Origin of the sequence: Dactylosporangium sp. CA-233914, from assembly GCF_050942935.1 — a bacterium.
Classification (GTDB): domain Bacteria; phylum Actinomycetota; class Actinomycetes; order Mycobacteriales; family Micromonosporaceae; genus Dactylosporangium.
Map to the genome: position 1 here is coordinate 10,028,102 of NZ_CP192030.1, position 16,150 is coordinate 10,044,251.

The following is a 16,150-nucleotide window of genomic DNA, read 5'->3' on the forward strand; positions in this document are numbered from 1 at the left end:
CCACCGGCGTCCGCCTCATCGTCGGAGCTTGTGATATCAGATCCGGGATCTTGGCACCGCGGAGCCCGGCGCCGGCCTTCGCATCTATTGTGGTGTTGGGCAAAACGCGGCGTACAGCACGCGCATCTCGGCGCCGATCACCCGTGCGGTAAGGGTGTCCCGGTCGGGGCCCCACACGGCGGCGGTGAGGCTGAGCTGGCGTGAACCGTCGGCGGTGGTGAACGCCAGGCCGACGAAGCCGGGGCCGCCACCGCCGTGCCCGATGATGCGGACGCCGCAGTCAAGGGTGGCGATCTCAACTCCCAGGCCGAAGCCGGAGCTGCCGGGGTCGGTCATCTGCTGCAGCTCCACGGGGCGCAGGAGCCGACCCGTTGCCAGGGCACGGAAGAACCGGTTGAGATCAGAGGTGGTGGAGATGATCTCACCGGCGGCGCCGGCCATGGACGGGTTCATGACGGTGACGTCGACCGGTGGGGCGTCGGCGGCACCGCTGGCGCCGACGTAGACGTGCGCGTCGGTCCGATGATGAACGGGAAGGTTCCCGGCACCGAGGTGCCGGTCAGGCCGAGCGGTCTGATGATCCGTCGCTGGACCTCCTCGCCGTACGGGCGTCCGGTCACCTTGCCGATCACCATGCCCAGCAGGATGTAGTCGGTGTTGGAGTACTGCTGTTGCGTACCCGGTGCGAACTGCGGCCCGTGTGCAATGGCGATGTCGACCAGCCGGCGGGCCGGGAACGTGGTGGACCGGATGTGGAGCACGTCGTGGTCGCTGGGCAGGAGGTCCTGGGTGTAGTCGTACACCCCGCTGCTGTGCCCGAGCAGATCGCGTATCGTGACGGCCTGCCCGTTGGGCAGTACACCCGGCAACCACCGCTCGACGGGGTCGCTCAGGGCGATTCGGCCCTCACCGACCAGTTGCAGGATGACGGTGGCGACGAACGTCTTCGTGACGCTCCCCGCCCGGTACCTGCCGGCCGGCGGCGCCGGGCGGCTGCCACCAAGCTCGGTGGTGCCAGCGCTGAAACGCTGCACTGAAGCACCGTCGCGGAGCTCGGCGATCGCCGAGACGATGTCGGCGCGTGCCATTGCGTCGAACTCCGCCCGCAGGTTCGACGGCGAAGCCGGCGAATGTGCCTCGGCCGCCGTGGACACGCCCACCGACATCATGACCGTCGCCGCCAGAACGGCGACCGCTCGCATTCTCCTGTTGTACACGCTGCTCCCCGTGTGATCAGGCACCTGACATGCGCTGCTGCGTCGATGCCCCGATCATTCAGGCCAGAACCCGGCCGGCGCATCCAGATGACCAACTAAGGGTTCGCACCCAGCGGCGTGATGATCGCTTGTGAGCAGCCGGGCGGGACGCCCGCGATGGTCGGGTTGCCACTGTATTGACAGGCGTTGAACGCCCCCGATTCAATGAGGCGCCGGAGTCACACCCTGACGAAAGCGGGGCAGCGATGACGGAACGGATCCCCATCGGGTTCACCGGTGCGCGGGGCGGCGAATGCGGGCTGAGCTGGGGCCAGATCGCGATCTGGCGCGCGATCCAGCGCCTCGTGCCCGACGATGCGAGCCTCAACATGAGCTGGGTGACCGCCCTCGAGGACGAGGGCATCTCCGTCGACACGCCGCTGTCGAGGGTCACCGACACGGTCGCGTACATCATGGCCCGCCACGAGTCGTTGCGCACGAGGGTCCGGCTCGACGAGGTCCGCGACGCGCGACAGATGGTGGCGCGGGACGGCGTCATCGAGCTGGAGGTCGTCGACGCGCAGCGGGACGGGGCCGCCGCTGCGGCCCGGCAACTGCAGCGCAGGCTCACCGAGGCGCCGTTCGACTACCCGAACGAGTGGCCGCTACGGGTCGGTGCGGTGCGCGTCGGCGACGTCGTCACCCACGCCGTCTTCGCCATCTGCCACCTCGTTACCGACCGGGGCGGGCTCACCGCGCTCGTGCGCGACGTCCTGGACAGCCTCGCCGGCCGCCCCAACCTCGATCCGCCCGACCGGCAGCCGTACGACCAGGCGCTGCACCAGCAGTCCGACGCGGGGCGACGGCAGAGCGAGAAGGCGCTGCGATACTGGCAGCGTCAGCTGCGCGCCGTCCCCCGCAGCCGGTTCGGCGAACCCGACGGCGAGCCCCGGTTCGTCAGCGCCACCCTGAGCTCACCCGCCGGCGACCAAGCCGTAAGCCTGCTCGCCGACCGTGAGCGGGTCAGCACGTCCGCGGTCATCCTCGCCGCCGCCGCGGTGCAGCTCGCCCGCCAGACCGGCGCCCGCGAGGCCGTCCTGCAGGTCATTGTCAGCAACCGGTTCCGCCCCGGCCTCGCCGATTCGGTCGGGCCCGCCTCGCAGGACGGACTGTGCGTCATCGAGGTCGGCGACGACGAGCTCGGCCCCGTCATCGGCCGGGCCATGCAGGCCTCGATGCAGGCGTACCTGCACGCACAGTACGACCCGGTCGCCCTCGATGCGCTCGTCGCGCAACTCGGCGACGTCGACCTGTCCTGCTCGTTCAACGACCGCCGCTTCGACATGCAGACCCCCGTCTCCGCCGCGGTAAGCGTCAGCGCCGATGGGCTGCGCGCCGCACTGCCCCGCACGGCGCTCACCTGGGAGCCGGTCGAGCATTACGGTGCCCGCTACTTCCTGCACGTCAACGCCGTGCCCGGCGTGCTCGACCTCACCCTCTTCGCCGATACCAGCGTCTTCGACCGCGCGAAGGTCGAGGAGCACCTGCGCGGCATCGAGACGCTGCTCGTGGCCGAGGCGATCGGCGCTCTCACCGTGGCCGCTTAGCCGTTGCCCGCCTACGCTCACGCCACCTCCTGCACCCCTGGCGGGATCCTGCGCTTCACCCTGCTCGGCCCCGGCCCGGACACCGTCACGGTCCACGATGCCACCGACGATCGCCTCCTGCTGACGGCCGACGTCAGCTATCCTATGTGGACACTCGCCGTTCCCGAGGACTGGCCCAGCTCCCTCTACCGGGCCGTTTTCAGCAACAGGGGCCATGAGGTGTACTTCGCGGTGCGCCGCCCGGCCGGCAACCCGTCCGCCTCCATGCTTGTCTCGGTGCCGTTCGCGACCTGGCAGGCGTACAACCGCTCCGGCATCCCCGGCGAAAGCCTCTACTACGCCGAGGAGCCGACCAGGGCGTCCCATGTATCGTTCGACCGGCCCGGCGGCGGACCGCCCCCGGAACGCTGGGAGGACGGGCTGCTGCGCTGGCTTCGTCCGGCCGGCTACCAGGCCGACTTCTGCTCCAACCTCGACCTGCACGCCGACGGCCCGGCGCTGCTGCGCGGATACCGCCTGCTCATCGTCAACGGCCACGACGAGTACTGGTCGAAGGAGATGCGCGACGCCGTCGAGTCCTTCACCGCGGCCGGTGGCAACGTCGCGTACTTCGCCGCCAACACGGCGCTCTGGCAGGTCCGCTTCGAGGATGCCGAGCGCACCATGGTCTGCTACCGCGACCCGGTACGCGACCCCGTCGCCGCGCTCGACCCGGCGCGGACGACGGTCGAGTGGGCGGCGGCCCCGGTAAACCGCCCGGAGAACACGATGACTGGCGTCGGCTACCGGCACGGCGCCGGCGCGTGGGGTGACTTCATGGACGTCATGAAGGAGACCGACTACACGGCCCGCTTCGCCGAGCACTGGGTGTTCGCCGGCACCGGCCTGCGCGACGGGGACCGGTTCGCGCTCGGCGCGGTCGGGTACGAGACGGATGCCGCGCTGTACCAGAACATCGACGGTGTGCCGCGCATCACCGGCGGCGACGGCACCCCGCCGTCGTTCGTCATCCTGGCGACGGCGGACCTGCGCCACTGGCGCCGATACGGCCAGGGCGGCCACGCGACGATGGGCGTGTTCCGGTCAGGCGCCGGCACCGTGTTCAACGCGGCCACGGTGAACTGGGGCAACACGCTCGCCGACCCGGTGGTCGACCGGATCACCCGCAACGTCCTGGACCGCCTCTCGACGCCGCCGGACCCGTCCCGCTGGGACGCGATCGGACCGGCCCCGCAGCTGGCCGCGCTGGTCGCCTGCGAACACGCCTTCTGGGCGTTGACTGCGGACGGCACGCTCCTGGTCCGCGCCGCCTGCGCCCAGAACCTCCCCTGGCGCCCGGCCGGGGCGCCCCAGGATGCCTCCCAGGATCCGCCGGTATGCCTCGCGGCGCCGCGCGAGGCCGTCCGCGGGATGGGGGTCGGGCTGTACGCCGTCACGCCGCGGGGACGGCTGCTGTACCGCCCACCGGTCCGGGAGCCGGCGCGGTGGGAGGAGATTGGCACCGCCCCGCACGGGATCCTGGCGCTCGCCAGCGCCGACGGGACCCTGTTCGCCGTCACTGACGACGATCGGATCCGGTGCCTGCCGCTGGCCCGGCTCGCCGAGGGGGACCGCTCCTGGCCTGACGCCGGGAGCGCCGAGGGAGCGCTCAGCCTCACCGCCGCCGGCGGGCTGCTCTTCGCCATCGACCGCAACCACCGGCTGCGGGTTCGGCTGCCGATGGCCACGGAGGCGACCTGGTCGGACCTCGGTCCGGCCGGCGACCGCACCGTCATCGCCGGGTACGACGGACATCTGGCCGGCGCCGGCGGCGATGGGCTGCTGCGGTGGCGCGACATCGCCCTAAACTCACAATGACCTGCCGGAGCCGGGCCGCGGCGGCAGCCCGCATCCGCACCCGGTGGCCCGCCGGCACTGCCTACTTCGCGCTGAGCGGCATCGAGGCCGGGGTGACCGGGGCGGGCAGGCGTCCGCCGTCGCCCAGGTACTGGTGGACCGCCGCGGCGGCCGAGCGGCCCTCCGCGATCGCCCACACGATCAACGACGGTCCCCGGCGGGCGTCGCCGGCCACGAAGACGCCCGGCGCCTGCGTCTGCCAGTCGCCGCTGGCGTCGATCGTGCCGCGCCCGTTGCAGGTGAGGTTCGCCTGGGCCAGGTGCGGTCCGGGCTGCGTGCCGGCGAATCCGATCGCCAGCAGAGCCAGGTCGGCCGGCACCTCGCGGACCGTGCCCTCAACCTCGCTCAGCGTGAAGCCGGGGCCGACGAGGACGTCCACCAACTCGACCGCGCGCAGCCGCCCCTCGTCGTCGCCGATGAAGCGGCGCACCGCGCAGCCGAAGTTGCGCTCGCCGCCCTCCTCGTGCGCCGAGCCGCTGCGCAGCATGGTCGGCCAGGTCGGCCAGGGGTCGCGCCCGCCGTCCCGCTGCGGCGGAGGCAGCGGTGCCACCTCCACCAACTGCACGCTGGCCGCACCCTGCCGATGCGCGGTGCCGAGGCAGTCCGCGGCCGTGTCACCGCCCCCCACGACGATGACGTTCAGGCCGGCCGCGTCGATCGGCGGTGCGTCCAGCGAGCCGGCGACGACCCGGTTCGCACCCTCCAGGTACACCATCGCCTGGTGAATGCCCGTGAGCTCGCGACCGGGAGTGCCCGGCACGTCGCGCGGGTCGAGGGCGCCGCAGGCCAGGACGACGGCGTCGTGGCGCTCCCGCAGCTCAGCCAGCGAGACGTCGACGCCGACCTCACAGCCGGTGACGAACGTCACTCCCTCGGCGGCGAGCTGAGCGGCCCGCCGGTCGATGTGGCGCTTCTCCAGCTTGAAGTCGGGGATGCCGTAGCGGAGCAGGCCGCCGACGGCGTCGCTGCGCTCGTACACGGTCGTCGCGTGCCCGGCCCGCGCCAGCTGCTGCGCGGCGGCCAGACCGGCCGGCCCGGAGCCGACCACGGCAACGCTGCGACCGGAGCGCGTCGCGACCGGGAAGGGCCGCAGCGGCCCGCCATCGGTGAGACGGTTGATGATCTCGACCTCTACCTGCTTGATCGTGACCGGGTCGTCACCGATGCCGAGAACGCAGGCCGCCTCGCACGGGGCCGGGCAGAGCCGCCCGGTGAACTCGGGGAAGTTGTTCGTGGCGTGCAACGTCTCGGCGGCGCGCTCCCAGTCGCCGACGCGCACCAGATCGTTCCAGTCCGGGATCAGGTTGCCCAGCGGACAGGCGTTGTGGCAGTACGGGACGCCGCAGTTCATGCACCGGCTGGACTGCTCGTGGATCACCTGTCCGTCGACGCGCTGGTACACGTCGCGCCAATCGGCGACCCGCTCGGGCACCGGGCGCAGCAGCGGCAGCTGCCGGCGATACTTCATGAATCCCATCGGATCGGGCATGACTGGCCTCCGTTGCCTGGCGGTGCATCCGGATCGCAACGGGACAACACTGGCCCGAAATATGAGACGGCCCTCCCACTGCCGTGGAAGGCACCCTAACCGAACTGCCCGGGTATCCCACAAGGGCCAGAAAAAGCCAAGTGCGCCACACCCGCCACCGCGGCGCCTCGGCCACCACGAGCCGCCGGCTCCGTGAAACATCGAAGCAATCGACAACGATGAGCAGGACCGGCGGCCCGGCTCGAGCCGCCCGCCGACTTCTTGACGCGTTCTTAATGCCTCGCGCGCCTCGTCCGGACAGCACCTCGTGGCTGAATGGTGGGCAACGAGTCGCGACGAGACGAGAGGAGGCCGGTTGAGCGTCTCGACGACGGCCGGACCGCAGCGCCCGAAGGACCGGCCGGTTCGCAACTGGCTGCTCTCCGGCCTGTCAGACCAGTCGCTGCAGCACACGGGGCCGCATGCCCGGCCGGCCGAGCACAAGGCGCACGCCTGGTGGAGGGTCATGTGCCTGACCGGTGTCGACTACTTCTCCACGCTCGGCTACCAGCCCGGCATCGCGGCAATGGCCGCCGGGGTGCTCTCGCCGGTCGCCACCGCCGTGCTCGTGCTCGTCACGCTGCTCGGGGCGCTGCCGGTGTACCGCCGGGTGGCCGGCGACAGCCCGCACGGCGAAGGGTCCATCGCCATGCTGGTGCGGCTGCTGTCGTACTGGCAGGGCAAACTCTTCGTCCTTGTGCTGCTCGGCTTCGCCGCCACCGACTTCATCATCACCATCACGCTCTCGGCCGCCGACGCGACCGCGCACATCAATGACAACCCGTTCTGGCCGCAAAGCCTCAAGGGCCACGAGGTCATCGTCACGCTCGTGCTCGTCGGGCTGCTCGGCGCGGTGTTCCTGAAGGGCTTCACCGAGGCGATCGGTATCGCCGTCGGACTGGTCGGGGTGTATCTGGCGCTCAACACCGTCGTCATCGCGGACGCGCTGTGGCAGGTGATCAGCCACCCGGCCGCGGTGAGCGACTGGACGAGCGCGCTGAGCACCCAGCACGGCGACCCGTTCATGATGGTCGCCATCGCCCTGCTCGTCTTTCCGAAGCTCGCGCTGGGCCTGTCTGGGTTCGAGACGGGCGTCGCCGTCATGCCGCACGTCAAGGGCGACCGGGACGACACGCAGGAGCGGCCCACCGGCCGCATCCGGGGCACCCGGCGGCTGCTGACCACGGCCGCGGCGATCATGAGCGTGTTCCTCATCACCAGCAGCATCGTCACGACGGTGCTCATTCCGGAGAAGGAGTTCGAGCCGGGCGGCGCCGCCAACGGCCGGGCGCTGGCCTACCTGGCGCACCAGAACCTCGGCGGCGGCTTCGGCACCGTCTACGACCTGGCCACGATCGCGATTCTGTGGTTCGCCGGCGCCTCGGCCATGGCCGGTCTGCTGAACCTCGTGCCGCGATACCTGCCCCGATACGGCATGGCCCCCACGTGGGCGCGGGCGGTGCGCCCGCTGGTGCTCGTGTTCACCGCAACCGCCTTCCTCATCACCGTGCTGTTCGATGCCGACGTCGACGCGCAGGGCGGCGCCTATGCCACCGGCGTACTCGTGCTCATCACCTCGGCCGCGGTCGCGGTGACCCTCTCCGCGCACCGGCACCGCGAGCGGGGCAAGGCCGCGGGGTTCGCGGTCATCACGGCCGTGTTCGCGTACACGACGGTGGCCAACGTGGTGGAGCGCCCCGACGGCGTGAAGATCGCCGCCTGCTTCATCGGTGCCGTCATCGCCGTGTCGCTGCTGTCGCGGCTGTACCGCGCGTTCGAGCTACGGGTGACGCACGTGGACACCGACCCGGTCGCCGAACGGTTCGTCCAGGAGTGCGCCCGGCGCGGCATCCGGCTCATCGCCAACGAGCCCGACCGCCGCGACGCCGGGGAGTACCACGCCAAGCTCGCCCAGATCACCGAGGACAACGACATCCCCGAAGGCCGCGACGTCATCTTCGTCGAGGTGGAGGTCACCGATCCGTCGGAGTTCGAGGAGGCGCTGCGGGTGCGGGGCGAGGTCCGGCACGAGCGGTTCCGGGTGCTGGTGATGGAGAGTTCGTCGGTGCCCAACGCCCTCGCGGCTCTGCTGCTGCACATCCGCGACCGCACCGGCCGGAAGCCGCACATCTACTTCGAGTGGACCGAGGGCAATCCGGCGCTGAACTTCCTGCGCTACCTCGCGTTCGGCCAGGGGGAGGTGGCGCCGGTGACCCGGGAGATCCTCCGCCAGCACGAGCCGGACCGCAGCCGGCGCCCGCACGTGCACGCGGGCTGACCCGCCTGGATGTCACCGTCCCAGGTCACGTGCGAGCAGGTCGTCGAGGGACTCGCGGCGCACGAGCACCCGGGCGCGGCCGTCGGCGGCGGCGAGCAGGGCGGGACGGGCGACGAGGTGGAAGTTCGTCGCGCGGGCATGGTGGTAGGCGCCGGTGCCGGCGACGGCGAGCAGATCGCCCGGGTGCACGTCGGCGGGCAGGTCCGCGTCGGGGACCACGACGTCGTCGGCGTCGTTGTGCCGGCCGACGACGACCGCCGGGCCGCGGGCGGTTCGGCCGGTGCGGCCGATGAGCACCGCGCTGTGCTGGCTGCCGCACAGGGCGGTGGCCGGGCAGTCGGACATGCCGCCGTCGACGGCGACGAGGCGCTCACCGCCCTGGGTGCGGGTGACGGCCAGCACGCGGTACACGGTGACGCCGGCGCGGGCGACGACGGCGCGGCCGGGCGAGACGGTCAGCGCGGGCACGGGCAGGCCGTGCCGGTCGGCCTCCAGGTGCAGCACCGAGCGCATCCGGGTCGCGAACGCGTCCAGGGCCAGGTCGAGCTCGGCCGGACGATAGGCGACGGCGTGCCCGCCGCCGAGATTGAGCTGCTCCGGCTCGACGCCGTGCGCGCGGCGCGCCGCGGCGGCGAACTCGCACAGCCGGCCGATCTCCCGCTCGTAGAGGCTGAAGCGGTTGAGCTGGTGTCCGAGGGAGCAGTCGAACCCGGCCAGCCGCAGGCGGGCCTGGGCCGCGATCCGGGCGACCGCGGCGGCGGCCTCTCCCCCGGCGACGCGCACGCCGAAGCGGCGGTCGTGGCCACCGGCGGGCTCCGGCCCGGCCAGGACCCGCAGCAGCACCCGCTGGCCGTCGGGCGCGGTCGCGGCGAGCCGGGTGATCTCGCCCAGCGACTCCACGACGATGGTGCCGACCCCGGCGGCGTAGGCGGCATCGAGGTCCTCGGGGGCCTTGGCGCTGCCGTAGAGCGTCACCCGGGCCATGTCGAAGCCGGCGAGCTCGGCGATGCGGATCTCGCCGGCGGAACCGGCGTAGAGCCCGAGCCCCTCCTCGGCGATCCAGCGGGCGACGTCGCGGCTGAGCAGCGCCTTGGCCGTGTAGGCGACGTCGCGCGGACCGAACGCGGCGGCGTAGGCCCGGCACCGGTCCCGCACCCCGGCCTCGTCCACGACGTAGGTCGGGGTGCCGTGCTCGGCGGCCAGCGCGGCGAGGCTCACGCCGCCGACCCGCAGGTCGCCGTCGGCGCCCCAGCGGGCGGTCCCCGGCCAGACGCCGGCATCCAGCTGGACCGGTAGCGATGAACGCAGCGAGGGGAGGATTTCCGTGAGGGTCATGCCTGCAACGCTGGCACCGGCTCGGCGGGCCGCCAAGGTGTCCTGACGCAATCTCTACGCGCGAAGCACTCAGGGTTGGAAGCGGTACCCCATCGCCGGCTCGGTCAGCAGGTGCCGGGGCCGGGCGGGGTCGGTCTCGAGCTTGCGCCGCAGCTGGGCCATGTACTGGCGCAGGTAGTGGTTCTCCTCGACGTACGTCGGACCCCACACGTGCGCCAGCAGCTCGCGGTGGCCGACGAGCCGGCCCGGGTTGCGCAGCAGCAGCTCCAGAAGCCGCCATTCGGTGCGGGTCAGGTGCTGGCGCCGGGCGGGGTCGTCGGCGCGGTGCACGTCGTGCGCGGCGAGGTCGACCTCGTACTCGCCGATGCGCACGGCCGATGCCACCTCGGGCTCGGCGCGGCGGCGCGACACCGCCCGCAGCCGCGCCAGGAGCTCGTCCACGCTGAACGGCTTGGTCACGTAGTCGTCGGCGCCGGCGTCGAGGGCGGCCACCTTCTCGGTGCTGCCCAGCCGGCCGGACAGCACGACGACCGGAACCGGTGTCCACGCCCGCAACGTGCGCAGGACCTCGATGCCGTCGAGGTCGGGCAGGCCCAGGTCGAGGACCACCACATCGGGATGCTGATCGGCGGCCGCGCGCAGTGCGCTGGTGCCGTCGCCGGCGGTGACCACGTCGTACTGCCGGGCCTGCAGGTTGATCCGCAGGGCGCGCAGGAGTTGCGGCTCATCGTCGACGATGAGGATCCGGGTGCGGTTCATCGCTATACCTTTCCGGCGGGCCTGGTGTCCAGATGCGTGAGCAGCGCGGGATCGGCGCGGTCGGAACCGGCGGCGTCGGCGCTGGGCAGGGTGAGCGTCATGGTGAGGCCGCCGCCGGGGGTGGGTTCCGGGGCGAGGCTGCCGCCCATCGCCTCGGCCAGGCCGCGGGACAGCGCCAGGCCAAGGCCGACGCCGGTGGCGTTGTCGCGATCGCCGAGGCGCTGAAAGGGCTGGAAGACCCGTTCCCGGTCGGCGGCCGGGATGCCGGGGCCGTGGTCGATGACGCGGATGTCCACCAGGCCGGCGTGTTCGCTGACGCCGATCAGCGGTGGGTTGCCGGGCGGGCTGTACCGCACCGCGTTGGCCAGGATGTTGACCAGCACGCGTTCGAGCAGTGCGGGGTCGGCGTGGACCTCGGGGAGGTCGTCGGCGACGCTGATGCGCACACCGGCGGCGAGCGGTCCCAGGTCGTCGATGGCGCGGGGAAGCGCCTCGGCGACGCTGACCGGCTGCAGGGTCATGGCCAGGGCGCCGGCCTGCAGGCGCGACATGTCGAGCAGGTTCTCCACGAGCCGGGTGAGCTTGTCCAGGGACTCCTCGGCGGTGGCGAGCAGCTCCTGGGTGTCCTCGGGCGAGAAGTGGACGTCGGGGCTGCGCAGGCTGCCGACGGCGGCCTTGGCGGAGGCGAGGGGCGTGCGCAGGTCGTGGCTGACGGCGGAGAGCAGGGCGGTGCGCAGCTTGTCGACCTCGGCGAGGGTGCCGGCCGCGGCGGCCTGCTCGCCGAGGCGGCGCTGGCGCAGCGCGATGGCGGCGTGGGCGGCGAACGCCTCCACGAGCCGGCGGTCGGCGGCCTGCAGCGGGTGGCCGCGCAGGACCAGTGCGGCGTCGTCGTCGATGGGGACCTCCGTCTCCCCGTCGGACGGCGTGGTGCAGGGCGGGCCGCCGACGGCCGCGGCGATGCGCCAGGGTGCGTGCTCGGCATCGCGCTCCAGCAGCGTCACGCTGGTCAGGCCGAAGGACTCGCGAACCCGTTCCAGCAGCGCGTCGAGGGGGTTGTCGCCGTGCAGGACGCTGCCGGCGAGGGTGGCCAGGGTCTGGGCCTCGGCGGAGGCTCGGGCGGCGTCGCGGGCCCGGCGGGCGGCGCCGTCGACGACGGTGGCCACGGCGACGGCGACGAAGACGAACGCGACGAGGGCGAAGACGTTCTCCCGTTCGGCGATCGTGAACTGGTACAGGGGCGGGGTGAAGTACCAGTTGAGCAGCAGGAACCCGACGACGGCGCAGACCAGGGCGGGAAGCAGCCCGCCGAGCAGGGCGACGGCCACGGTCAGGACCAGGTAGGCGAGGATGTCGCTGGGCAGGGCCTTCTCGCCGCGCATCGTGTCGAGCACCAGGGTCAGCAATGGCAGGCCGGCCACGGCGACCGCGAAGCCCAGCAGCCGCCGGCGCAGTGTCAGGCCGGCGCCGGAGCGCCCCAGGCGCAGCCGGCCTCGGCGGACCTGCTCGTGGGTGACGAGGTGGACGTCGATGGCGCCGGATTCGGCGGTGGTGGTGACGCCGACGCCGGGTGAGAGGATCTGGGCGAGGCGGCCGCGGCGGCTGGCGCCGAGGACGAGCTGGGTGGCGTTGACGCCGCGGGCGAAGTCGAGCAGGGCGCGCGGGACGTCGGCGCCGAGAACCTGGTGGTAGGTGCCGCCGAGGGACTCCACGAGCAGCCGCTGGCGGGTCAGGTTGGCCGGGTCGGCGCCGGCCAGGCCGTCGCCGCGCACGACGTGCACGGCGAGCAGATCGGCGCCCTTGGTCCGGGCGGCGACCCGGGCGGCCCGGCGCACGAGGGTGTCGCCCTCGGGGCCGCCGGTCAGCGCCACCACGACCCGCTCCCGCGTTTCCCAGGTCTTGGCGATGCCGTGCTCGGTGCGGTAGCGCTCCAGCTGCTCGTCGACCTTGTCCGCGAGCCACAGCAGCGCGAGCTCGCGCAGCGCGGTGAGGTTGCCGACCCGGAAGTAGTTGCCCAGCGCCGCGTCGATCTTCTCCGGCTTGTAGATGTTGCCGTGCGCCATCCGCCGCCGCAGGGCCTCGGGGGTCATGTCGACGAGCTCGATCTGCTCGGCCCGCCGGACCACCACATCGGGGACGGTCTCGCGCTGCGGCACCCCGGTGATCGACTCGACGACGTCGTTGAGCGACTCCAGGTGCTGCACGTTGACCGTGGTGAGCACGTCGATCCCGGCGTCGAGGAGCCGCTCGATGTCCTGCCAGCGCTTCGCCTGGGCACCGCCGGGGATGTTGGTGTGGGCGAGCTCGTCGACGAGGGCCACCTCGGGCCGGCGGGCCAGGACCGCGTCGAGGTCCAGCTCGGTGAACTGGCTGCCCCGATACTGCATGGTCGTGCGGGGCACGACCTCCAGGCCGTCGAGCATCGCTTCGGTGAAGGGGCGGCCGTGGGTCTCGACGAACCCGACCACCACGTCGGTGCCGCGTTCGAGCCGGCGCCGCCCCTCCTCCAGCATCTTGTACGTCTTGCCGACGCCGGGCGCCGCGCCCAGGTACACCCGCAGCGTCCCGCGCGCCGTCATGTCAGCTCCGATCCAGAGCGAGGTTGAGCTCGAGCACGTTCACGGCCGGTTCCCCGATGAAGCCGAGCGTACGGCCTTCGGTGTGCTCCTCGACAAGCTTGCGCACGTCGGCCTCGGACCGGTTGCGGGCCGCGGCGACCCGCTTGATCTGCAGGTTCGCATAGGCGACGGAGATGTGCGGGTCAAGGCCACTGCCGCTGGCCGTGACCGCGTCGGCCGGCACGGCCGGGTTGCCGGGCGCGTTACCGCGAACCGGCGTGATGACGCCGCCGCTGTAGTCCTCGCCGGGCTTGGCGCACGCGACGGGCCTGCCCTGGAACTGCTGGATGAACGGCTCGGCCGGGCACGCCTCGTTCAGGCTGACGGCGTGGTCGGGGTAGACGGCGAGGACCGCGCCGACGCCGCCGGGTGTGCAATATGGCCGGGACCCGTCGATGCCCTCGAGCTCGCCGACCGCCTTGCTGCGGCTGCAGACGAGGGTGAGCAGTCTCTGCTTGCCCTCGTCATCCTGGACGTTCGGGTCCGGCAGCGTGTCCACGACGTTCTCGGGGCCGAGGTTGCCGGCCGAGGTCGATTTCGGGTCGTAGCCGTCGCCGGCCGCCGACGGGCGCGGCTGGAAGTACTGCTTCAGCGGGTTGCCCTGATTGTCCACGAAGGACTGTCCGATGAGGGCACTGCCGACCGGCTGGCCGTCGCGGTCGATCAGGGAGCCGTCGGCGTGACCCGACAGGCCCGGGATGCGGGCGACGGCGACCATGAGCAGCGGGTAGGCCAGGCCGAGCACGATGGTCAGGGCGACCAGGGCGCGCAGGGCGGCGAGGTGCTGGGCGAGCCAGGCTGGGAGTCGCATGTCAGATCCCCGGGATGTTCATGATGATGAGGTCGATGAGCTTGATGCCGATGAACGGCACGATCACACCGCCGGCGCCGTAGACGAGCAGGTTGCGGCGCAGCATCGCCGCCGCCGAGCCGGGCCGGTAGCGCACCCCGCGCAGGGCGAGCGGGATGAGGGCGACGATGACGAGCGCGTTGAAGATGACCGCGGACAGGATCGCCGACGTCGGCGAGTGCAGCCGCATGATGTTGATCTTGTCCAGGCCTGGGTACACCGCGGCGAACATCGCCGGGATGATCGCGAAGTACTTGGCGATGTCGTTGGCGATCGAGAACGTCGTCAGCGCGCCCCGGGTGATCAGCAACTGCTTGCCGATCTCGACGATCTCGATGAGCTTCGTCGGGTCGGAGTCCAGGTCGACCATGTTCCCGGCCTCTTTCGCGGCCGAGGTGCCGGTGTTCATGGCCACCCCGACGTCGGCCTGGGCCAGCGCGGGGGCGTCGTTGGTGCCGTCGCCGGTCATCGCGACCAGCTTCCCGCCCTCCTGTTCCTTCCTGATCAGGGCCATCTTGTCCTCGGGGGTGGCCTCGGCGAGGAAGTCGTCGACGCCGGCCTCCTCGGCGATGGCCCGGGCCGTCAGCGGGTTGTCACCGGTGATCATCACGGTGCGGATGCCCATCCGCCGCATCTCGTCGAAGCGCTCCCGCATGCCCTGCTTGACGACGTCCTTGAGGTGGATGACGCCCAGCGTCCGGGCCGGCTGGCCCTCCACGTGCTCGGCGACCACCAGCGGGGTGCCGCCCGAGGTGGACACGGCGTCCACAATGGACCCGACCTCCTCCGTGGGCCGGCCGCCGTTCTCGCGCACCCACTTCATCACGGCCGTGGCCGCGCCCTTGCGGACCCGGCGGTCGCCGTCCAGGTCGACGCCGGACATCCGGGTCTGCGCGGTGAACGGGACCCACGCCGCGTGGGACAGCTCGCCGGTCGTGCGCTCGCGCAGGCCGTAGTGCTCCTTGGCGTACACGACGATGGACCGGCCCTCGGGGGTTTCGTCGGCGAGGCTCGACAGCTGCGCCGCACTGGCCAGGTCCCGCACGTCCACGCCCTCGACCGGCAGCAGGTCACCCGCCTGCCGGTTGCCCAGCGTGATCGTGCCGGTCTTGTCCAGCAGCAGCGTGTTGACGTCCCCGGCCGCCTCCACCGCCCGGCCCGACATGGCCAGGACGTTGCGCTGCACCAACCGGTCCATGCCGGCGATCCCGATCGCCGACAGCAGCGCCCCGATCGTGGTCGGGATCAGGCAGACCAGCAGCGAAACCAGCACGATACCGGTGACGCCGTCGGCGTTGAGCGCGGCACTGTCCGGGGCGAACGCCTGCACCGCCTTGGAGTAGATCGCCAGCGGCTGCAGGGTCGCCACGGCCAGCAGGAAGATGATCGTCAACGACGCCAGCAGGATGTTCAGCGCGATCTCGTTCGGGGTCTTCTGCCGGTTCGCACCCTCGACCAGGCCGATCATCCGATCGATGAACGACTCCCCCGGCTTCTGGGTGATCTTCACGACGATCCGGTCCGACAACACCTTCGTGCCACCGGTCACCGCACTGCGATCGCCGCCCGACTCGCGGATCACCGGCGCCGACTCACCGGTGATCGCCGACTCGTCGACCGAGGCGATACCCTCGATGACGTCGCCGTCGCCCGGGATGATCTGCCCGGCCTCGACCACGACCACATCGCCCTGCTTGAGCTCGCTCGCCTTGACGGTCCCACCGTCGCGCAGGCACGCCATCGTGTCCTGCTTCGCCCGCCGCAGCGTGTCCGCCTGGGCCTTGCCCCGGCCCTCGGCGACCGCCTCGGCCAGGTTCGCGAACAGCACCGTCAGCCACAGCCACACGGTGATCGCCCAGGCGAAGCCGGTCGGGTGGATGACCGCCAGGACGGTGGTGAAGATCGAGCCGATCTCGACGATGAACATGACCGGGTTGCGCCACAGGGTGGCCGGGTTGAGCTTGCGCAGCGCGTCCGGGGTGGATCTCCACAGCTGCTTGGGGTCCAGCAGGCCGCCGGCGATGCGCCGGGGCGGCGTGGGCGAGCCCGTCGATGTTCCTTGCGGCGACGTGCCTTGGACGGTGAT

Annotated in this window: 11 protein-coding genes; 3 read left to right on the plus strand and 8 right to left on the minus strand. The window is 71.9% G+C overall.

Annotation, left to right across the window (positions count from 1 at the left end; all coding sequences use genetic code 11):
* Positions 1-84: 84 nt before the first annotated feature.
* Together ACQPY0_RS44335 and ACQPY0_RS44340 are read right to left on the minus strand one after the other, a co-directional pair.
* Complete coding sequence (locus ACQPY0_RS44335) at positions 85-453, minus strand: serine hydrolase (RefSeq protein ID WP_432974970.1); 369 nt, start codon at positions 451-453, stop codon at positions 85-87.
* Positions 450-1,202 (minus strand): serine hydrolase domain-containing protein, encoded by a 753-nt coding sequence (locus ACQPY0_RS44340; protein ID WP_432974972.1) that lies wholly within the window; start codon positions 1,200-1,202, stop codon positions 450-452. The genes ACQPY0_RS44335 and ACQPY0_RS44340 overlap by 4 nt, the downstream gene beginning before the upstream one ends.
* Before the next feature lie 260 nt (positions 1,203-1,462).
* Here ACQPY0_RS44340 and ACQPY0_RS44345 point away from each other — a divergent pair, with 260 nt between their 5' ends.
* Both ACQPY0_RS44345 and ACQPY0_RS44350 read left to right on the plus strand, forming a co-directional pair.
* A complete protein-coding gene (locus ACQPY0_RS44345; protein WP_432974974.1) occupies positions 1,463-2,803 on the plus strand; it encodes a condensation domain-containing protein in 1,341 nt (446 codons plus the stop codon).
* Positions 2,804-2,806: 3 nt separating this feature from the next.
* On the plus strand, positions 2,807-4,660 hold the full coding sequence (locus ACQPY0_RS44350; protein WP_432974976.1) for a N,N-dimethylformamidase beta subunit family domain-containing protein: 1,854 nt from the start codon (positions 2,807-2,809) through the stop codon (positions 4,658-4,660).
* Positions 4,661-4,721: 61 nt separating this feature from the next.
* On the opposite strand, the gene ACQPY0_RS44355 is transcribed toward ACQPY0_RS44350, so the two are convergent.
* Entirely contained in the window at positions 4,722-6,188 is a 1,467-nt protein-coding gene (locus tag ACQPY0_RS44355; protein WP_432974978.1) for a glutamate synthase subunit beta, read from the minus strand.
* Between the two features lie 355 nt (positions 6,189-6,543).
* On the opposite strand from ACQPY0_RS44355, the gene ACQPY0_RS44360 reads away from it, so the two are divergent.
* On the plus strand, positions 6,544-8,505 hold the full coding sequence (locus tag ACQPY0_RS44360) for an amino acid transporter (RefSeq protein WP_432974980.1): 1,962 nt from the start codon (positions 6,544-6,546) through the stop codon (positions 8,503-8,505).
* Positions 8,506-8,517: 12 nt separating this feature from the next.
* Here ACQPY0_RS44360 and ACQPY0_RS44365 read toward each other — a convergent pair whose 3' ends face one another.
* The 5 genes from ACQPY0_RS44365 to kdpB form a co-directional block, all read right to left on the minus strand.
* Positions 8,518-9,840: a diaminopimelate decarboxylase family protein gene (locus tag ACQPY0_RS44365; protein ID WP_432974982.1), complete on the minus strand. Its 1,323-nt coding sequence runs from the start codon at positions 9,838-9,840 to the stop codon at positions 8,518-8,520.
* 69 nt (positions 9,841-9,909) lie between these two features.
* A complete protein-coding gene (locus ACQPY0_RS44370) occupies positions 9,910-10,599 on the minus strand; it encodes a response regulator (RefSeq protein WP_432974984.1) in 690 nt (229 codons plus the stop codon).
* Between the two features lie 2 nt (positions 10,600-10,601).
* Positions 10,602-13,175 (minus strand): DUF4118 domain-containing protein, encoded by a 2,574-nt coding sequence (locus ACQPY0_RS44375; protein ID WP_432974986.1) that lies wholly within the window; start codon positions 13,173-13,175, stop codon positions 10,602-10,604.
* Between the two features lies 1 nt (position 13,176).
* A complete protein-coding gene (locus ACQPY0_RS44380; protein ID WP_432974988.1) occupies positions 13,177-14,025 on the minus strand; it encodes a potassium-transporting ATPase subunit C in 849 nt (282 codons plus the stop codon).
* A gap of 1 nt (position 14,026) precedes the next feature.
* Positions 14,027-16,150, minus strand: a complete 2,124-nt coding sequence (gene kdpB / locus ACQPY0_RS44385; RefSeq protein ID WP_432995603.1) for a potassium-transporting ATPase subunit KdpB — start codon at positions 16,148-16,150, stop codon at positions 14,027-14,029.